This is a genomic window from Mycolicibacterium aromaticivorans JS19b1 = JCM 16368 (genome assembly GCF_000559085.1).
GTDB lineage: Bacteria > Actinomycetota > Actinomycetes > Mycobacteriales > Mycobacteriaceae > Mycobacterium > Mycobacterium aromaticivorans.
The window spans coordinates 187,889-206,617 of sequence record NZ_JALN02000001.1 but is presented as its reverse complement, the minus strand read 5'-3'; the positions used below and the strand labels follow the sequence as shown (position 1 = coordinate 206,617).

Sequence of the window (18,729 nt, the reverse complement as noted above, 5' to 3'; positions counted from 1 at the left end):
AAACCGCGACTCGCAATCGGCAGCGCGCGGCCCGCAACGGGATTATGGCTGCTGCCGTGGGAATCGGTCTGGCGGTGGCCGCCGGTCAAGGAGTGGCGTCGGCAGCCACCGATGGCGGCGGTTCGGATTCCGGACCAAAACCGAGTTCGACGAGTAATCCCGCGAAATCCAAAGGTGTTGCCGGATCTGCGCGTCAGCGGACCTCAAGTAAGCAATCGTCGGCGGCGGTCCGTTCCCCATCGGCCGCGAGTGTGCCCGGTTCGACCTCGGCAACCACCGCGGCCACCTCGGCCAGCCTGCAAACTTCCGCGACGGTCGCGCCGGCCGCCGGCCCGCTCAATGTCGCCAAGGCGGCCGCAACCACGGCGAAGGCCGCTCCGGCCGCGTCCTCGGTGGTGGCGGCCGCTGCGGCGTCGGTGCCGACCGCAGCTGCTGCGACGCCAGACAACACGTCGTGGGTAGCCACCGTGCAGAGGGCGCTCGACCGGCTGGTCGGCTGGCCTGGGCTGCCGCACAGCTTCGTCGCGGTGACCAATTATCAGATCGATCAGAGTCTCGACGCCGCCGACGCTCAGCTCAATTCCTTGGTCGCGACGGCGGTCCCGGGCAGTCCGGCTAGATGGGTTCCCGATCTCATCGGTGTACTGCACCTCTTCGTGACGTCGGCGATCCCCACCTATACCTTCAGTGACACCCTCAACGCGTGGGGCGACCTCCTGAACCGGGTCGTGCCGCCGTTCACCATCGCCCCCGGGGCGGGCACTTTCGGAATCATCACGCCGTACAAGATCATGGGTGCCGCCGTAGCCGGGACGGCAACGGCATTGACGGACATGCTGAATGGCACTTATGACCCGGCCCAGATCGAGATCGATGTCATCAAGACGACCACCGGGGCGACGGTCACCAGGGCCGACCTCACCGACTCCACCAGTCTCGAAACAAAGATTGCCGCTTCTGTCGCCTTGGGCGGTGGCGTGTACAGCAGCCCGGCAGAGGCGTTCAACCAAACTTTGCCGACGTGGACTGCCGCCCAGGTGAACCCGTTCACAGTCGTGACGTACGTGGTCCTGGTCGGCTTATACAAGCGCTTCCAGGAGACGGCCGCCCTGCAGACCTTCACGGTCGGCACGCAGTACAACTCCGGGACCCCCTACACCATTGATCTGGGCAGCGCCAGCACCCGCTCCGAGTACGCGAACGGATCGTTCAGCGCGGTCGACGAGAACGGCAACGCGGTGAGTTTCCAGCCCGCGGACGGGAATACCTACACCTCGGCATGGGGCGCTCTGGTGACGATCAACACGTACGGCGGTGGATACACCTATACGGCCACGCTTCCGGGCACCGCGTACTTCCACGCGGGCGCTGCCGGCCAGTCCGACACCGTACAGATACCGGTGACTACGGTGGACGGCGCGCCGTACACGCTGACCTTCCAGATCAAGATCGTCTCCACGGTGAACAGCGCCCCGACCGCGTCCCCTTCGAACAGCGGCGCCGATGCGCTGGGCGTGGTGCGGGGCACCGTGGGAGGCAGCGACGCCGACGGTGACACGTTGACCTATTCGCTTGTCAACTCGTCGGTCAACAGCGTCATAGGCAACTCCGCCTATACCAAGAACGGTTCCGGCAACGGCGGTGTTGTCACCCTCGACCAGTCGACGGGCGCGTTCACCTACGTCTCGACGTCGACGGCAGGCACCTCGCAGAACTTCCAGGTGCAGTTGTCCGACGGCCATGGCGGCAACACGATCACGACGGTCACGGTGCCCAACACCACCTCGATCACCCCGGCCAACGTCAACACCTCGACGGTGAACGTCGTCACCGGTTCGGTGCCGGCCCCGGCCAACGACGCCGGAATGTTCACCTACAGCCTGGGCGCGGCTCCGGCCAAGGGCACCGTGACATCGTTCGACCCGGCCACCGGCACGTTCACCTACACCCGCAACTCGAGCCTGGGCCACACCACGTCGGCCGGTGACGTGGTCACCGTGATCGCCACCGACGTCAATGGCCGCACGGTCAGCCTGGATCTGGCGGTCACACCCACGATCGCCAACAACGCACCTTCAGCGACTCTTACCACGGCGCCGACAGTCGGAACCCTGAGCGGAACCGTTCAGACGAGCACCGGGAAGATCACGGCGAGCGACGCAGACGGTGACACGCTCACCTATAGCGCCAGTGGGTTGGCCAGCGGGGCTTCTGTGAGCTTCGGCTCGGACGGAAGTTTCACCTATACCGCCGACATACCGACGGCTACCCGCCACGCGGCCGCGAAGGTCGGGGCGGCTGCCAGCGCCAAGAACCAGACGTTCACCGTGACAGTCAGCGACGGATTCGGAGGCAGCACCGGTGTGCTCGTGACAGTGCCGATCTATGCGGTCAACAGCGCGCCGACGATCTCCGGGGGTACCACGGCGAGCTTCTTCGGTCTGTCTCCGACGGTGACATCTATCGCCGTCTATGACGCGGATGGGGACAATTCCGGTGGCAGTGCGTATTCCGGAGGTGCCGGGTACACCATCACCAGCGGGTTCAACTTCGTCTACTTAGGCAATCAGCAGAGCCTCGGAACCAGTTCGATAAACGCCCAGTCCGCGACCACCAACTACTCCGGAAAGACAGTCACCCTCACTGTTTACGACGGTTACTACAACGTCGTCAACGGTGTGGTCCAGGCCACGCTGAGCAACGCAACGAAGTCGTGGACGTTCTAAGGCGTTGGTGCGTCAGTGGTTTCGCGGAGGGGCGCGGGTTTGATCGTGGCCATGCGTCCAGCCCGCCCCGGGACGTCCACTCCGCCAGCCCGCGGCGGCGGAACGCCGAGCACATCCACCTAGGGCCGGGTTCCTTCACCGCACTCCTCGCGGTGGGTACGACTGCCGGACATATGCGCGATCGCCCGGCGGGCTGTGCGGGGCGTCGAGGGGGCGGCCGCGGCCAGAGTGCATCGGCTGCTCACCCCTCGGATCTGTCCTGTCACGTACGTCACACCACGCCTCTGGCCTGCGCATACCGGACTCTCGAACGGCCGGCAGCCGAGTGAGCGGACCGCTCAACAGGACGGGCAATAATCACGCGCCGCAGGTGGTTCATACTGTCTGGTAGCAGCAACATTGGACAGGGGTAGGCGGCAAGGATGACGAGGCTGGACACCGTCGAACGGGCGGTCGCCGATATCGCGGCCGGCAAGGCCGTCGTCGTCATCGATGACGAGGACCGCGAGAACGAGGGTGACCTGATCTTCGCCGCCGAGAAGGCGACGCCGGAGTTGGTCGCGTTCATGGTCCGCTACACCTCGGGCTACCTGTGTGTGCCGCTGTCCGGCGAGATCTGCGACAAGCTGGGGCTGCTGCCCATGTATGCGGTCAACCAGGACAAGCACGGCACCGCGTACACCGTCACCGTCGACGCCAAACATGGTGTGGGAACTGGCATTTCGGCCGCCGATCGGGCGACGACGATGCGGTTGTTGGCCGACCCGGGCAGTGTCTCGGAGGACTTCACCAAGCCTGGTCACGTAGTTCCGTTGCGCGCCAAGGACGGTGGCGTGCTGCGCCGCCCCGGCCACACCGAAGCCGCTGTCGACCTGGCCCGGTTGGCCGGTCTGCAGCCGGCCGGCGCGATCTGCGAGATCGTCAGCCAAAAGGACGACGGTTCGATGGCCCAGACCGACGAGTTGCGGGTGTTCGCCGACGAGCACGACCTGGCCCTGATCTCCATCGCCGATCTGATCGAGTGGCGGCGCAAGCACGAAAAGCACATCGAGCGCATCGCCGAGGCCCGTATCCCCACCCGCCATGGCGAGTTCCGTGCCGTCGGCTACTCCAGCATGTACGAAGAGGTGGAGCACGTCGCCCTGGTCAAGGGTGACATCAGCGGCCCGGAGAATGACGGCCACGACGTGCTGGTGCGAGTCCACTCCGAGTGCCTGACCGGTGACGTGTTCGGTTCGCGGCGCTGCGACTGCGGCCCCCAGCTGGACGCCGCACTGGCAATGGTCGCGCGTGAGGGTCGCGGGATCGTGCTCTACATGCGCGGCCACGAGGGCCGGGGCATCGGTCTGATGCACAAGCTGCAGGCCTACCAGCTGCAGGACGCCGGCGCCGACACCGTCGACGCCAACCTGGAGCTCGGCTTGCCTGCCGACGCGCGCGACTACGGGATCGGCGCGCAGATCTTGGTGGACCTCGGTGTGCGCTCGATGCGGCTGCTGACCAACAACCCGGCCAAGCGGGTCGGCTTGGACGGCTATGGGCTGCACATCATCGAGCGGGTGCCGCTGCCGGTGCGGGCGAACGCCGAGAACATTCGCTACCTGATGACCAAGCGCGACCGGATGGGTCACGATCTGACCGGCCTCGATGACTACGACCAGGTTGTTCCCGGTGATTTGGGCGGGGCCCTGTAGTGAGCGCCACGAGCGACGCTTGCGGAGCGAGTGAATGAGCGGAGGCGCCGGCGTCCCGGAACTTCCGGAGATGGACGCCTCGGAGTTGTCGCTGGCGATCGTGGCCAGCACCTGGCATTCGAAAATCTGCAACGCGCTGCTCGACGGTGCTCGCCGGGTGGCCGACGACTCCGGCGTGGCCAACCCGACCGTCGTCCGCGTCCTGGGTGCCATCGAAATCCCGGTTGTCGCACAGGAACTCGCCCGCACCCATGACGCAGTCGTCGCGCTGGGCGTCGTGATCCGCGGGCAGACACCGCATTTCGATTATGTCTGCGATGCCGTCACCCAGGGTCTGACCCGAGTGTCGCTGGACGAGTCGACGCCGGTGGCCAACGGGGTGCTGACCACCAATACCGAGGAAGAGGCGCTCGACCGCGCCGGTCTGCCGGACTCCGCCGAGGACAAGGGCGCCCAGGCTGCCGCCGCCGCGTTGTCGACCGCGTTGACGCTGCGTCACCTCCGCGGGGCATGACCGAGACCACCGGCCGCTGGGATGTCGTGCTGCGGCCGCGCCTGACGCCGTACGTCGCGTACGCAGCCGCGTTCGTGGTCGCGACGTCCGGGATCGTCGTCGGAGTCCTGCTGAAGATCCGCTACACCGGGGCGATCCTGCAGACCGCCGATCAAGTGGCGATGGGTGCGCTCGGACTGATCCTGGCCGCCGCGATCCTGCTGCTGGCCACGCCGCGACTGCGGATCGGACCGGCGGGGCTCGGTGTTCGCAACATCCTGCTCGAGCGGGTGATCCCGTGGAGTGACGTGGTAGGGGTGTCGTTCCCGCAGGGCTCGCGGTGGGCCCGGGTAGACCTGCAGGACTACGAATACACCGCCGTGCTGGCCATCCAGGCGATCGACGGCGAACGCGCGGTGTACGCGATGGACACTCTGCGGGCGCAACTCGCCAAGTACCGGCCTGATCTCACGGGATCGTGAGTCTCATCACCACTTCGCCGGTGGCCCCACAATTCGGCACCTCGGTGAACCCCAGGCTTTCGTAGACCGTTCGCGCCGCGCTGTTGTCGGGCGCCATCCGCAGAGTCGCGGTGCGTGCCCCGCGCCTGCGGGCCCAGTCCACCGCGGCGGCCACCAGTCTGCGGGCCAGCCCGTGCCCGCGTGCGGCAGGCTCGAGCCACAGGGAGTACACGTACGCCGCCTGAGCGCTCTCCTGGTAGGCGGCGACCATGCCGACGGGCCTGCCGTCCAGCATCGCCACGAACTGCGCATGGTCCCGCAGCCGCCGGCGCCAGTCGGGCGCGGTGAAGCGCGCCTCGATGAGGTACTGCGTGTCGGTCGTCCCAAACGTCTCGGTGAGTGCGCGCAGCCTCAACTCGGCGAACTGTTCCCAGTCCGACTCGGTGAGACGAGTGATGCGCGCTGCTGGCACGCCCACGACGGTAGTGCCTGTCGGCGCTCGGACTAACCTTGTGGACGTGCCCGACCCGTCGACGTACCGCCCGGCGCCCGGGTCCATTCCGGTGGAACCTGGTGTTTACCGATTCCGAGATCCGCATGGCCGGGTGATCTATGTCGGCAAGGCCAAAAGCCTGCGGCCCCGGCTGACGTCGTACTTCCAGGACATCTCCGCCCTGCATCCACGCACCCGCCAGATGGTGACCACCGCGGCCAAGGTCGAGTGGACGGTGGTCAACACCGAGGTCGAAGCCCTGCAGCTGGAATACAACTGGATCAAGGAGTTCGATCCGCGGTTCAACGTCCGCTACCGCGACGACAAGTCCTATCCGGTGCTGGCCGTCACCCTCAACGAAGAGTATCCGCGCCTGTCGGTCTACCGCGGTCCGCGCCGCAAGGGCGTGCGTTATTTCGGCCCGTATTCGCATGCCTGGGCCATCCGCGAAACCCTCGACCTGCTCACCCGAGTCTTTCCCGCCCGCACCTGTTCGGCCGGAGTATTCAAGCGGCACAGCCAGATCGAGCGTCCGTGCCTGCTGGGATACATCGACAAGTGCTCGGCGCCGTGCGTCGGAAGGGTCAGCGCCGAGGAACACCGCAAGATCGTCCTGGACTTCTGCGACTTCCTGTCCGGCAAGACCGACCGTTTCGCCCGCGAACTCGAATTGGAGATGAACGCGGCGTCCGCCGAATTGAACTTCGAGCGCGCCGCCCGGTTGCGCGATGACATCGCCGCCCTCAAGCGGGCGCTGGAGAAGCAGGCCGTGGTGCTCGGGGACGGTACAGACGCCGACGTCGTCGCGTTCGCCGACGACGATCTGGAGGCCGCCGTGCAGGTCTTCCACGTCCGGGGCGGACGGGTGCGTGGCCAGCGCGGCTGGGTCGTCGAAAAGCCCTCCGACCCCGGCGAATCGGCCGAAGGGCGGCTGGTCGAGCAGTTCCTTACCCAGTTCTATGGTGACCAGGCCGAATTGGGCGGTGCCGCAGACGAATCCACCAATCCGGTGCCGCGCGAAGTGCTGGTGCCGTGCCTGCCGCCCAACGCCGATGAGCTGGCCGACTGGCTGTCCGGGTTGCGCGGTTCGCGGGTGGCACTGCGGGTGCCGCGACGCGGCGACAAGAAGGCGCTGGCCGAGACGGTGCACCGTAACGCCAAAGAGGCGTTGCAGCAGCACAAGCTCAAGCGGGCCGGCGACTTCACCGCGAGATCTGCTGCGCTGCAGAATATTCAGGAATCACTGGGACTGGCCGATGCGCCGCTGCGCATCGAGTGCGTCGACATCAGCCATGTGCAGGGCACCGATGTGGTGGCCTCCATGGTGGTGTTCGAGGACGGTCTGCCGCGCAAGTCCGACTACCGGCACTTCGCCATCCGGGAGGCCGCGGGTGAGGGCCGCTCCGACGACGTCGCCTCGATCGCCGAGGTGACGCGGCGGCGGTTCGCGCGCCATGTCCATGAACAACAGCAGCCCCTTGACGAGTTGGCCCCGGAGGGCAAGTCGCGCAAGTTCGCCTACCCGCCCAACCTCTACGTCGTCGACGGGGGCGCTCCCCAGGTCAACGCCGCCCAGGCGGTGCTCGACGACCTCGGCGTCGCCGATGTCGCCGTGATCGGTCTGGCCAAGCGCCTCGAGGAGGTGTGGGTCCCCGCCGAAGCGGAACCGCTCATCCTCCCGAGGAACAGTGAAGGGCTTTACCTGCTGCAGCGGGTCCGCGACGAAGCCCACCGCTTCGCCATCGCGTACCACCGCAGTAAGCGCTCCAAGCGGATGACGGCGTCGGCGCTGGACTCGGTGCCGGGGCTCGGGGAGATCCGGCGCAAGGCGCTGGTGAGCCATTTCGGGTCGCTGGCCCGACTGCGCCAGGCCAGTGTCGAGGAGATCATCACGGTGCCGGGCATCGGCACCGCGACCGCCGCCGCGGTGCTGGAAGCGCTAGGGGTGACAGTGGATTCGCCGGTATCGGCTGCACCGGAAGATCCGGTCGGCAAAGATCAGTCTGCTGAACAGGCGACCCGATGACAGAGCACAGCACAGGCGAAGAGATGCACACCGGCCACACCGGCGAGGATTCAGGTATCGACGTGGTGTTGGTGACCGGCCTGTCCGGGGCAGGCCGGGGAACCGCGGCCAAGGTGCTCGAAGACCTGGGTTGGTACGTCGCCGACAATCTGCCGCCCGAACTCATCGCCAGGATGGTGGACTTCGGCTTGGCGGCCGGCTCGCGGATCACCCAGCTGGCGGTGGTGATGGATGTCCGGTCCCGTGGGTTCACCGGGGATCTGGACTGGGTACGCAACGAGCTGGTGACCCGTGGAATCGATCCGCGGGTCCTGTTCATGGAGGCCTCTGACGACATCCTGGTTCGCCGCTACGAGAGCAACCGGCGCAGTCATCCGCTGCAGGGCAACCAGACCCTGGCCGAAGGCATTGCCGCCGAGCGGGCCATGCTGGCCCCGGTGCGGGCGTCGGCGGATCTGGTCATCGACACCTCGACCCTGTCCGTGCACGGCCTGCGCGAGAGCATCGAACGGGCCTTCGCGGGGCAGACCGTCGCGCAGATCAGCGTCACGGTCGAATCGTTCGGGTTCAAGTACGGGCTGCCGATGGACTCCGACATGGTGATGGACGTTCGCTTTCTGCCGAACCCGCACTGGGTGGACGAGTTGCGGGCGCACTCGGGCCAGCACCCGGCGGTCCGGGATTACGTCCTTGGCCAACCGGGCGCCGCGGAGTTCCTGCAGACCTACCATCAGCTGCTGAGGCTGGTCGTCGAGGGATACAGCCGGGAGGGGAAGCGCTACATGACCGTGGCCATCGGCTGCACCGGCGGCAAGCACCGCAGTGTGGCGATGGCCGAGGCACTCGCCGGACTGCTGGAGAGCCACGAGCACCTGACTGTTCGCGTCCTGCACCGCGATCTGGGTCGCGAATGACACGCATCGTCGCCCTCGGCGGTGGCCACGGTTTGTACGCGACCCTGTCCGCGGCACGCCGGCTGACACCGCACGTCACCGCGGTGGTCACGGTCGCCGACGACGGTGGTTCCTCCGGACGGCTGCGCAGCGAGCTAGACATCATCCCGCCGGGTGATCTGCGAATGGCGTTGGCGGCGTTGGCATCTGACAGTCCACACGGCCGGCTGTGGGCCACCATCATCCAGCACCGGTTCGGCGGCAGCGGCGCACTGGCCGGGCATCCGATCGGCAACCTGATGCTGGCCGGCCTCAACGAGTTGCTGGCCGATCCGGTGGCCGCGCTCGACGAGCTCGGTCGCATCCTCGGTGTCAAAGGCAGGGTGCTGCCGATGTGCCCGATCGCGCTGCAGATCGAGGCCGATGTCGCCGGACTGGAGGGCGATCCCCGGATGAGCCGGGTGATCCGCGGTCAGGTGGCCGTCGCGACGACGCCGGGCAAGGTCCGCCGGGTGCGTCTGCTGCCGGGTGACCCGCCGGCCACCCGCCAGGCCGTCGACGCGATCATGCATGCCGATCTGGTGGTGCTGGGACCGGGCTCCTGGTTCACCAGTGTGATCCCGCACGTGCTGGTGCCGGACCTGGCCGCCGCGCTGAAGGCGACCACCGCCCGCCGCGCGCTGGTGCTGAACCTGGCCGCCGAGCCGGGGGAGACGGCCGGTTTCTCCGCCGAGCGGCATCTGCACGTTCTCGCTCAGCATGCGCCGGGCTTCTCGGTGCATGAGATCGTGGTCGACGCCACCCGCGTCCCGTCTGACCGGGAGCGTGACCAACTGCGGCGTACCGCAAGCCTGCTGGAAGCTTCAGTTCAGTTTGCCGACGTGACCAGACCTGGTACACCTTTACATGACCCGGCCAAGCTGGCTGCAGCGCTTGACGGTGTGCGCACCCGAAATTCGGTGACCGCGCCGCCCTCCCCTCCACCCGCTGCATCCGTGCAGGCCGGCGGTGGGCGACAGGGGGACGGGGTGCAGGACCCGACTGGCAACGGACCGAGAGGTGACGACCTGTGGCGATGACTGCCGAGGTGAAGGACGAACTCAGCCGGCTGGCCGTCAACTCTGTGAGCGCACGCCGGGCCGAGGTGGCTTCGCTGTTGCGATTCGCCGGTGGCCTGCACATCGTGTCGGGCAGAGTCGTGGTCGAGGCCGAGGTGGACCTGGGCATCATCGCCCGGCGGCTGCGCAAGGACATCTACGACCTGTACGGCTACAACGCGGTGGTGCATGTGCTGTCGGCCAGTGGCATCCGCAAGAGCACCCGGTATCTGGTGCGGGTCGCCAAGGACGGTGAGGCGCTGGCCCGTCAGACCGGTCTGCTGGACATGCGCGGCCGGCCGGTGCGCGGACTGCCCGCACAGGTGGTGGGCGGCAGCGTCGGCGACGCCGAGGCGGCCTGGCGGGGTGCGTTCCTTGCACACGGCTCGCTGACCGAGCCAGGTCGGTCCTCGGCGCTCGAAGTCAGTTGTCCCGGACCAGAAGCCGCGCTGGCGCTGGTGGGTGCGGCCCGGCGGCTCGGGGTCAGCGCGAAGGCGCGAGAGGTGCGGGGCACCGACCGGGTCGTGGTGCGCGACGGCGAGGCCATCGGTGCGCTGCTGACCCGGATGGGCGCCCAGGACACCCGGCTCACCTGGGAGGAGCGGCGGATGCGCCGCGAGGTGCGCGCCACCGCGAACCGGCTGGCCAACTTCGACGACGCGAACCTACGCCGCTCGGCCCGGGCCGCGGTCGCCGCCGCGGCCCGTGTGGAGCGGGCGTTGGAGATCCTGGCCGACACAGTGCCCGACCATCTGGCCGCGGCGGGCAAGCTTCGGGTCGAACACCGGCAGGCGTCGCTGGAGGAACTGGGCCGCCTCGCCGACCCGCCGATGACCAAAGATGCTGTGGCCGGGCGTATTCGGCGGCTGTTGTCGATGGCGGATCGCAAAGCCAAGCAGGACGGTATCCCGGACACCGAGTCGGCCGTGACGCCCGATCTGCTGGAAGACGCCTAGATCGACTTGGCCACTCTCTTGGCTACAAAGGCCTTGAGTTCGTCGGACAGCGCGTCGGCAGCCCGCAACCGGGGGAGCAGGCTGGGGTCTGTCATCCGCGCGCGGAACACCAGGGCGATCGTCACATCGTGATCGGGCCTGTCCTCGACGACGATCTCGTCTCCCGCACGCACGGGGCCGGGGGAGATGACCCGTAGGTAGGCCCCGGGCTTGCCGGCGTCGGTGAACGTCGTGATCCAGCCGGCGATGTCGAGGAACGCCGAGAATGTCCGGCACGGGGTGCGGGGCGCCGAGACTTCGAGCAGCAGACCGCCGGTGCCCACCCGCCAGCGCTCGCCGATCAGCGCTCCTGTGACGTCTACTCCGGAGGTGGTGAGGTTCTCGCCGAACATCCCGTCGGTCAGCGGGCGTTCGAGGCGGGTTTCCCACTCGTCGAGGTCTTCGCGGGAATAGACGTAGACGGCTTGATCGTCGCCCCCGTGCAGTTTGTGGTTGCCGATCGTGTCCCCGACCAGACCGCTGCCCAGACCGCCGCGCATCGGCCCCGGCGCGCGCACCATCACCGCGTCGGGGGTCGCCGCCTTGTCGATGCCGGTGCGCCTCGCCGGCTTGTCGGGATTCGCGCGGACGCGGGCCAGATTGACCGACAACACACTTGCCACCACCACAGGGTAATGGCGCCGCGCTATTCGAACCGACGTGGATGCGACGCCGGCGCCGACACAGTACCTACCGACGGCTCGATTGGAGCTGTGCGGTAAGTATTTTCACGCAGGCCCGAATTGGTCGCCTGCCGCGGCGCCGGCCTAGGGGCTAGCGTTCATCACATGACTGAGGCGTTGCGCGTCGGGGCGGCATTGCCCGACCCGCCGTTCAACGACACCGGGCCAACGGGCTCCGGCCTCGACGTCGAGCTCATGGCCGCCATCGGCGAGCGGCTGGGCGCGTCGGTGGAGTTCGTGCGCTACCAGGGCCGCGACTTCAACGGCATCTTCGACGCGCTGGACTCCGGTGAGTTCGACTGCGTCGCCTCCGGCACCACGATCACCGGATCCCGCGCGCTGAAGGCCGCGTTCTGCGATCCGTACCTGATCTCCGGTCAGGCGCTCGCCGTCGACGCCACCCGGCTGCCCGACGTCACCTCGATCGACGATCTCGACGGGCTGACCCTCGGCGTACAGCAGGGCAACACCAGCCAGCCGATCGCCAACCGGCTGCTTGCCGACGGCAAGGTCGCTCGGGTCCGAGTGTACGACTACGGCAACATCCGGACCGCGCTGCGGGATCTGTCCAGCGGTCGCTGCGATGCGTTCATGAAACTCGACCCGGTACTGACCCGGCTGGCCGAGGCGGCGCCGGGCGTGGCCGTCGTTCAGCGCGGCATCACCACCGAGAAGATCGCGATCGCGGTACCGACCACCGACACCGCATTGCTGGGCCGGATCACCGTCGCGCAGGCCGGTCTCGAGGAGGACGGGACGTTGCCGGCGATCCGGGAGCGGTGGACCGGCTCGCCGCGCGCCGACCAGAGCGGGCCCCGGATCTCCTGAGGTTCCAGGCGGTCGCGCATGCCGGTGAACAGGCCACTAGGCTGGGCGGGTACTGAGAAGCTACTAGAGGAGACAACGTGACCATCCGGGTTGGCGTTAACGGCTTCGGCCGCATCGGACGCAACTTCTTCCGGGCTCTCGACGCGCAGAAGGCGCAGGGCAAGAACGCGGATATCGAGATCATCGCCGTCAACGATCTGACCGACAATGCGACGCTCGCGCACCTGCTGAAATTCGACTCGATTCTGGGCCGGTTGCCCTACGACGTGAGCCTCGAGGGTGAGGACACCATCGTGGTCGGCGACACCAAGATCAAAGCACTCGAGGTCAAGGCCGGCCCGGCTGAACTGCCGTGGGGCGACCTCGGCGTCGACATCGTCGTCGAGTCCACCGGCATCTTCACCAAGCGCGACAAGGCGCAGGGCCACCTCGATGCGGGTGCCAAGAAGGTCATCATCTCCGCGCCGGCCACCGACGAGGACATCACGATCGTGCTGGGCGTGAACGACGACAAGTACGACGGTAGCCAGAACATCATCTCGAATGCGTCGTGCACCACGAACTGCCTCGGCCCCCTGGCCAAGGTCCTCAACGACGAGTTCGGCATCGTCAAGGGTCTGATGACGACGATCCACGCCTACACCCAGGATCAGAACCTGCAGGACGGCCCGCACAGCGATCTGCGCCGTGCCCGGGCGGCCGCGCTGAACATCGTGCCGACCTCGACCGGCGCCGCCAAGGCGATCGGCCTGGTGCTGCCGGAGCTCAAGGGCAAGCTGGACGGCTACGCGCTGCGGGTGCCGATCCCCACCGGGTCGGTGACCGACCTGACCGCCGAGCTGAGCAAGTCGGCGAGCGCTGCCGACATCAACGCCGCGATGAAGGCCGCCGCCGACGGCAAGCTCAAGGGCATCCTGAAGTATTACGACGCGCCGATCGTGTCCAGCGACATCGTCACCGACCCGCACAGCTCGATCTTCGACTCGGGTTTGACCAAGGTCATCGACAACCAGGCCAAGGTCGTGTCGTGGTACGACAACGAGTGGGGCTACTCGAACCGCCTGGTGGACCTGGTCGCGCTGGTCGGCAAGTCGCTGTAGCAGCAATGGCCGTCCAGACACTCGACGACCTGCTGGCCGAGGGTGTTTCGGGTCGGGGCGTTCTCGTGCGCTCCGACCTGAACGTCCCGCTCGACGGTGGGAAGATCACTGATCCGGGTCGCATCATCGCGTCGGTCCCGACGCTGAAGGCGCTGGCCGACGCCGGGGCGAAGGTCATCGTGACCGCTCACCTCGGCCGCCCCAAAGGTGGTGTGGATCCGGCGTTCTCGCTGGCGCCGGTGGCTACCGCGTTGTCCGAGCGGCTGGGCAGGCACGTCCAGCTGGCCGGGGACGTGGTCGGCACAGATGCGCTCGCCCGCGCCGAGGGACTCACCGACGGCGATGTCCTGCTGCTGGAGAACATCCGGTTCGACCCGCGTGAGACCAGCAAGGACGACAGCGAACGGCTGGCGCTGGCCAAGGCGCTCGTCGAATTGGTCGGCGAGGACGGCGCTTTCGTCTCCGACGGGTTCGGTGTGGTGCACCGCAAGCAGGCGTCGGTGTACGACGTCGCCACATTGCTGCCGCACTACGCGGGAACGCTGGTCGCCGCCGAGGTCAAGGTGCTCCAACAGCTGACCAGCTCCAGTGAGCGGCCGTACGCCGTGGTGCTCGGCGGGTCGAAGGTGTCGGACAAGCTCGCCGTCATCGAGAATCTGGCGACCAAGGCGGACAGCATCGTCATCGGTGGCGGCATGTGCTTCACCTTCCTTGCCGCGCAAGGTGTTTCGGTCGGCACTTCGCTGCTGCAGGAGGAGATGATCGACACCTGCCGTCAGCTGCTGGAGACCTACGGTGACGTGATCCACCTGCCGGTGGACATTGTGGTCGCGGAGAAGTTTGCGGCCGACTCGCCGGCGGAAACCGTGTGGGCGGACAGCATCCCGGCCGACAAGATGGGTCTGGACATCGGCCCGGAGTCGGTGAAGCGGTTCACCAAGCTGTTGTCCAACGCCCGCACCATCTTCTGGAACGGACCGATGGGCGTGTTCGAGTTCCCCGCGTTCGCCGCGGGGACCAAGGGCGTGGCCGAGGCCATCGTCGCCGCGACCGGCAAGGGCGCGTTCAGTGTCGTCGGCGGCGGCGATTCGGCGGCCGCGGTGCGCCAACTGGGTCTGCCGGAGGACGGTTTCTCGCACATTTCGACCGGCGGCGGTGCATCGCTGGAATACCTTGAGGGCAAAACACTGCCCGGCATCGAAGTATTGAACTAGGAGCCCTGTGTCCCGTAAACCGCTGATCGCGGGCAACTGGAAGATGAACCTCAACCACTTCGAGGCCATCGCGCTGGTCCAGAAGATCGCGTTCTCGTTGCCCGACAAGTACTTCGACAAGGTCGACGTGACGGTGATCCCGCCGTTCACCGATCTGCGCAGCGTGCAGACCCTGGTCGATGGCGACAAGCTGCGGCTGACCTACGGCGCGCAGGACGTGTCGCAGCACGATTCGGGCGCCTACACCGGCGATATCAGCGGTGCGTTCCTGGCCAAGCTGGGGTGCACATTCGTGGTGGTCGGGCACTCCGAGCGGCGTACGTATCACCACGAGGACGACGCGGTGGTCGCCGAGAAGGCGGCCGCGGCGTTCCGGCACGGACTGACGCCGATCGTCTGCATCGGTGAGCAGCTCGAGGTCCGCGAGGCGGGCGACCACGTCGAGTTCAACGTGAACTCGTTACGCGGCTCGCTGGCCGGGCTCACCAAGGAGCAACTCGCCGACGTCGTCATCGCCTACGAGCCGGTGTGGGCGATCGGCACGGGCCGGGTGGCCAGCGCTGCCGACGCGCAGGAGGTGTGCGCCGCGATCCGGGCCGAGCTCGGCAACATCGCGACGCAGGAGATCGCCGATGGCGTCCGGGTGCTCTACGGCGGCTCGGTGAACGCCAAGAACGTCGGTGAGATCGTCGCTCAGCAGGACGTCGACGGCGCCCTGGTCGGCGGGGCGTCGCTGGACGGGGAGCAGTTCGCCACCCTGTCGGCGATCGCCGCGGGCGGTCCCCTCCCGTGACCGATGCCGTGACCGATTCCGTGACGATGGCCCCCACCAGGTAGTCTGGTCGCCATGGTTTTGACTCTGCAGATCATCCTGGTCACCACCAGCGTTCTGGTGGTGCTCTTGGTGCTCCTGCACCGCGCCAAGGGTGGCGGCCTGTCGACGCTGTTCGGCGGCGGTGTGCAGTCCAGCCTCTCCGGGTCGACCGTGGTCGAGAAGAACCTCGACCGCCTCACGCTGTTCGTCACCGGTATCTGGGTGGTGTCCATCATCGGCATGGCGCTGCAGATCAAGTACAGCTAGTCGCCTCAAGCCGACTCCCCGTCGTCCTCCCGGAGCAACCGTTCTGGATGGTGCGCGTCATTGACCCGCTGCTCTGTGGACAACGCCACGACCCCACGCCCTGCACGGGATAGCGGACACCGGAATACTTGGGGGATGGCTGAAGCTCCGGATGTGTCGCTGGAACCGATCGGCGCGGTACAGCGCACCCAGGTCGGGCGGGAGGCCACCGAGCCGATGCGGGAGGACATCCGGCTGCTCGGGGCGATCCTTGGTGACACCGTGCGCGAGCAGAACGGCGACGAGGTGTTCGACCTCGTCGAAAAGGCCCGCGTCGAATCGTTCCGGGTGCGCCGATCCGAGATCGACCGGTCCGAGCTGGCCCAGCTGTTCGACGGCATCGACGTCCACCAGGCCATCCCGGTGATCCGCGCCTTCAGTCACTTCGCCCTGCTGGCCAACGTCGCCGAGGACATCCACCGCGAACGGCGCCGCGCGATCCACGTCGCCGCCGGCGAAGCGCCGCAGAACAGCACCCTGGCCGCCACCTACGCCAAGCTCGATGCCGCGCAGTTGGACGCGGCTACGGTGCAGAAAGCACTCACGGGAGCATTGGTCGCGCCGGTCATCACCGCCCATCCCACCGAGACCCGCAGACGCACCGTCTTCGACACCCAGCACCGCATCACCCAGCTCATGCGGGTGCGGCTGCATGGTCAGGACGAAACCGAGGACGGCCGGCCGGTCGAGACCGAGCTGCGCAGGCAGATCCTCACGCTGTGGCAGACCGCGTTGATCCGGTTGTCCCGCTTGAAGATCCAGGACGAAATCGAAGTCGGCCTGCGGTACTACCCAGCGGCTTTCTTCGACGTGATCCCGAAGGTCAATGCCGAGGTTCGCGAAGCGCTGCGAACCCGCTGGCCCGACGCCGGCCTGCTGCCCGAGCCGATCCTGCGGCCGGGCTCCTGGATCGGCGGCGATCGCGACGGAAACCCGAACGTCACCGCCGAGGTGGTCCGGCTGGCCACCGGCAGCGCCTCCTACACCGCGTTGGGCCATTACTTCGCCGAGCTCAACAAGCTCGAACAGGAATTGTCGATGTCGGCGCGCCTGGTGAAGACCACCGACGCTCTCGTCGCACTGGCCGACGCCTGCCACGAGCCGGCCCGGATGGACGAACCCTACCGGCGCGCACTGCGGGTGGTGCACGCCCGGCTCACCGCGACCGGGCAGAAGATCCTCGATCGCGAACCGGCGCACACCCTCGATCTCGGCCTCGAACCGTACGAGACACCCGACGAGCTGCTCGCCGACCTGAACACCATCGACGCATCACTGCGCGCGCACGGCAGCACCCTGCTGGCCGACGACCGGCTTGCCCGGTTGCGGGAGGCCGTGGACGTGTTCGGTTTTCACCTGAGCAGCCTGGACATGCGGCAGAACTCCGAGGTGCACGAAGAGGTCGTCGCCGAACTGCTGTCCTGGGCCGGGGTCCATCCGGACTATGCGTCGCTGTCCGAGCCGGAGCGGGTCGAGGTGCTGGCCGCCGAGCTGAAGACCCGCCGGCCGCTGGTCCGCGACGACTCCGAGCTCTCCGAGCTGGCCCGCAAAGAGCTCGACATCGTGTTCGCCGCCGCCCGCGCGGTCACGGTGTTCGGCCCCGAAGCGGTGCCCAACTACATCATCTCGATGTGCCAGTCGGTCTCGGACATGCTGGAAGCCGCGATCCTTCTCAAAGAATCTGGGCTGCTTGATGTTTCGGGTGAAGACGTCTACGCGCCCGTCGGGATTGTGCCCCTGTTCGAAACGATCGACGACCTGCAGCACGGCGCGTCGATCCTCGAGTCAGCGCTGGACCTGCCGCTCTACCGCGCGATGGTGCACGCCCGAGGCGAGAGCCAGGAGGTGATGCTCGGCTATTCGGACTCCAACAAGGACGGCGGATACCTGGCCGCCAACTGGGCGCTCTACCGGGCCGAACTGGATCTCGTGGAATCGGCCCGCAAGACCGGAATTCGGTTGCGGCTCTTCCACGGTCGGGGCGGCACCGTCGGCCGCGGCGGCGGCCCGAGCTACGATGCGATTTTGGCCCAGCCGCCTGGCGCGGTGAACGGTTCGCTTCGGCTGACCGAACAGGGCGAGGTGATCGCCGCCAAGTACGCCGAGCCGCGGATCGCGCACCGCAATCTGGAGACCTTGCTCGCCGCCACGCTGGAGTCGACGCTGCTCGACACCGAGGGCCTCGGCGACCTCGCCGAGCAGGCCTACGAGGTACTCGACGACCTGGCCGCCCGTGCCCAGCGCGCGTACGCCGAATTGGTGCACGAGACACCGGGTTTCGTGGACTACTTCAAGGCCTCGACACCGGTCAGCGAGATCGGTTCCCTCAACATCGGCAGCAGGCCGACGTCGCGCAAACCCACCACATCGATCTCCGATCTGCGGGCCATCCCGTGGGTGCTGGCCTGGAGCCAGTCGCGGGTGATGCTGCCCGGCTGGTATGGCACGGGTACCGCGGTCGAGGAGTGGATCGCCGATGGTCCGGAATCGCCCGAGGCCCGGCTCGAAGTGCTGCAGGAGCTCTACAAGAACTGGCCGTTCTTCGCCACCGTGCTGTCCAACATGGCGCAGGTACTGGCCAAGGCAGACATGGGGTTGGCCGCGCGGTACTCCGAATTGGTCGACGACGAGGAACTGCGCGCCCGGGTGTTCGACAAGATCGTCGCCGAGTACGGCCGCACGCTGCGGGTCCATCAGCTGATCACCGGCCAGGACGACCTGCTCGCCGACAACCCGGCGCTGGCCAGGTCGGTGTTCAACCGCTTTCCATACCTGGAGCCGCTCAACCACTTACAAGTCGAGCTGTTGCGCCGCTACCGGTCCGGAGACGACGACGAGCTGGTCCAGCGCGGCATCCTGCTCACCATGAGCGGGCTGGCATCGGCGCTGCGCAACAGCGGCTAGCA

The 18,729-nt window shown here is 67.3% G+C and carries 17 protein-coding genes; 14 read left to right on the top strand and 3 right to left on the bottom strand.

Annotated elements, in window-relative coordinates:
- Window positions 1-193 precede the first annotated feature (193 nt).
- Complete coding sequence (locus Y900_RS31550; RefSeq protein ID WP_051659808.1) at window positions 194-466, bottom strand: hypothetical protein; 273 nt, start codon at window positions 464-466, stop codon at window positions 194-196.
- Between the two features lies 1 nt (window position 467).
- Here Y900_RS31550 and Y900_RS00965 point away from each other — a divergent pair, with 1 nt between their 5' ends.
- From Y900_RS00965 to Y900_RS00950, 4 genes are all read left to right on the top strand, one after another.
- Window positions 468-2,726: an Ig-like domain-containing protein gene (locus Y900_RS00965; protein ID WP_051659807.1), complete on the top strand. Its 2,259-nt coding sequence runs from the start codon at window positions 468-470 to the stop codon at window positions 2,724-2,726.
- A 422-nt stretch (window positions 2,727-3,148) separates the two neighbouring features.
- A complete protein-coding gene (locus tag Y900_RS00960) occupies window positions 3,149-4,420 on the top strand; it encodes a bifunctional 3,4-dihydroxy-2-butanone-4-phosphate synthase/GTP cyclohydrolase II (protein ID WP_036337931.1) in 1,272 nt (423 codons plus the stop codon).
- 34 nt (window positions 4,421-4,454) lie between these two features.
- A complete protein-coding gene (gene ribH, locus Y900_RS00955) occupies window positions 4,455-4,934 on the top strand; it encodes a 6,7-dimethyl-8-ribityllumazine synthase (RefSeq protein WP_036337928.1) in 480 nt (159 codons plus the stop codon).
- On the top strand, window positions 4,931-5,395 hold the full coding sequence (locus tag Y900_RS00950; protein WP_036337925.1) for a PH domain-containing protein: 465 nt from the start codon (window positions 4,931-4,933) through the stop codon (window positions 5,393-5,395). Before ribH ends, Y900_RS00950 begins: the two co-directional genes overlap by 4 nt.
- Here Y900_RS00950 and Y900_RS00945 read toward each other — a convergent pair.
- Complete coding sequence (locus tag Y900_RS00945; protein WP_036345477.1) at window positions 5,382-5,846, bottom strand: GNAT family N-acetyltransferase; 465 nt, start codon at window positions 5,844-5,846, stop codon at window positions 5,382-5,384. The two genes, Y900_RS00950 and Y900_RS00945, sit on opposite strands and share 14 nt — an antisense overlap.
- Before the next feature lie 46 nt (window positions 5,847-5,892).
- On the opposite strand from Y900_RS00945, the gene uvrC reads away from it, so the two are divergent.
- The 4 genes from uvrC to whiA are packed head-to-tail and all read left to right on the top strand — an operon-like array spanning window position 5,893 to window position 10,839.
- On the top strand, window positions 5,893-7,893 hold the full coding sequence (gene uvrC, locus Y900_RS00940; RefSeq protein WP_036345476.1) for an excinuclease ABC subunit UvrC: 2,001 nt from the start codon (window positions 5,893-5,895) through the stop codon (window positions 7,891-7,893).
- Window positions 7,890-8,807, top strand: a complete 918-nt coding sequence (gene rapZ / locus Y900_RS00935; RefSeq protein WP_036337922.1) for an RNase adapter RapZ — start codon at window positions 7,890-7,892, stop codon at window positions 8,805-8,807. Before uvrC ends, rapZ begins: the two co-directional genes overlap by 4 nt.
- Window positions 8,804-9,865, top strand: a complete 1,062-nt coding sequence (yvcK, locus tag Y900_RS00930) for a uridine diphosphate-N-acetylglucosamine-binding protein YvcK (protein ID WP_036337919.1) — start codon at window positions 8,804-8,806, stop codon at window positions 9,863-9,865. Before rapZ ends, yvcK begins: the two co-directional genes overlap by 4 nt.
- Window positions 9,862-10,839 carry a DNA-binding protein WhiA gene (whiA, locus tag Y900_RS00925; RefSeq protein ID WP_102808025.1) on the top strand — a complete coding sequence of 326 codons (978 nt, stop codon included), beginning with the start codon at window positions 9,862-9,864 and terminating at the stop codon, window positions 10,837-10,839. The genes yvcK and whiA overlap by 4 nt, the downstream gene beginning before the upstream one ends.
- Here whiA and Y900_RS00920 read toward each other — a convergent pair.
- Window positions 10,836-11,501: an MOSC domain-containing protein gene (locus Y900_RS00920; RefSeq protein WP_036345472.1), complete on the bottom strand. Its 666-nt coding sequence runs from the start codon at window positions 11,499-11,501 to the stop codon at window positions 10,836-10,838. The genes whiA and Y900_RS00920 overlap by 4 nt on opposite strands.
- Before the next feature lie 165 nt (window positions 11,502-11,666).
- On the opposite strand from Y900_RS00920, the gene Y900_RS00915 reads away from it, so the two are divergent.
- The 6 genes from Y900_RS00915 to ppc all read left to right on the top strand — a co-directional run bounded on the left by Y900_RS00915 (window position 11,667) and on the right by ppc (window position 18,727).
- Entirely contained in the window at window positions 11,667-12,389 is a 723-nt protein-coding gene (locus Y900_RS00915; protein ID WP_036337912.1) for an ABC transporter substrate-binding protein, read from the top strand.
- Window positions 12,390-12,466: 77 nt separating this feature from the next.
- Window positions 12,467-13,489: a type I glyceraldehyde-3-phosphate dehydrogenase gene (gene gap / locus Y900_RS00910; RefSeq protein WP_036337908.1), complete on the top strand. Its 1,023-nt coding sequence runs from the start codon at window positions 12,467-12,469 to the stop codon at window positions 13,487-13,489.
- Between the two features lie 5 nt (window positions 13,490-13,494).
- Window positions 13,495-14,703 carry a phosphoglycerate kinase gene (locus Y900_RS00905; protein ID WP_036337905.1) on the top strand — a complete coding sequence of 403 codons (1,209 nt, stop codon included), beginning with the start codon at window positions 13,495-13,497 and terminating at the stop codon, window positions 14,701-14,703.
- Window positions 14,704-14,710: 7 nt separating this feature from the next.
- Window positions 14,711-15,496 (top strand): triose-phosphate isomerase, encoded by a 786-nt coding sequence (gene tpiA / locus Y900_RS00900; RefSeq protein ID WP_036337902.1) that lies wholly within the window; start codon window positions 14,711-14,713, stop codon window positions 15,494-15,496.
- A 54-nt stretch (window positions 15,497-15,550) separates the two neighbouring features.
- Window positions 15,551-15,784: a preprotein translocase subunit SecG gene (gene secG, locus Y900_RS00895; protein ID WP_036337899.1), complete on the top strand. Its 234-nt coding sequence runs from the start codon at window positions 15,551-15,553 to the stop codon at window positions 15,782-15,784.
- A gap of 135 nt (window positions 15,785-15,919) precedes the next feature.
- Window positions 15,920-18,727, top strand: coding sequence for a phosphoenolpyruvate carboxylase (ppc, locus tag Y900_RS00890; RefSeq protein WP_036337896.1), 2,808 nt, complete (start codon window positions 15,920-15,922; stop codon window positions 18,725-18,727).
- Window positions 18,728-18,729 lie beyond the last annotated feature (2 nt).

What these genes read in the sequence shown, in the direction of transcription:
- whiA (WP_102808025.1), top strand. Translation starts at nt 9,862, where the DNA reads ATGACTGCCGAGGTGAAGGACGAACTCAGCCGGCTGGCCGTCAACTCT.
- Y900_RS00950 (WP_036337925.1), top strand. Translation starts at nt 4,931, where the DNA reads ATGACCGAGACCACCGGCCGCTGGGATGTCGTGCTGCGGCCGCGCCTG.
- yvcK (WP_036337919.1), top strand. Translation starts at nt 8,804, where the DNA reads ATGACACGCATCGTCGCCCTCGGCGGTGGCCACGGTTTGTACGCGACC.
- secG (WP_036337899.1), top strand. Translation starts at nt 15,551, where the DNA reads ATGGTTTTGACTCTGCAGATCATCCTGGTCACCACCAGCGTTCTGGTG.
- rapZ (WP_036337922.1), top strand. Translation starts at nt 7,890, where the DNA reads ATGACAGAGCACAGCACAGGCGAAGAGATGCACACCGGCCACACCGGC.
- ppc (WP_036337896.1), top strand. Translation starts at nt 15,920, where the DNA reads ATGGCTGAAGCTCCGGATGTGTCGCTGGAACCGATCGGCGCGGTACAG.
- Y900_RS00915 (WP_036337912.1), top strand. Translation starts at nt 11,667, where the DNA reads ATGACTGAGGCGTTGCGCGTCGGGGCGGCATTGCCCGACCCGCCGTTC.
- Y900_RS00960 (WP_036337931.1), top strand. Translation starts at nt 3,149, where the DNA reads ATGACGAGGCTGGACACCGTCGAACGGGCGGTCGCCGATATCGCGGCC.
- Y900_RS00905 (WP_036337905.1), top strand. Translation starts at nt 13,495, where the DNA reads ATGGCCGTCCAGACACTCGACGACCTGCTGGCCGAGGGTGTTTCGGGT.
- ribH (WP_036337928.1), top strand. Translation starts at nt 4,455, where the DNA reads ATGAGCGGAGGCGCCGGCGTCCCGGAACTTCCGGAGATGGACGCCTCG.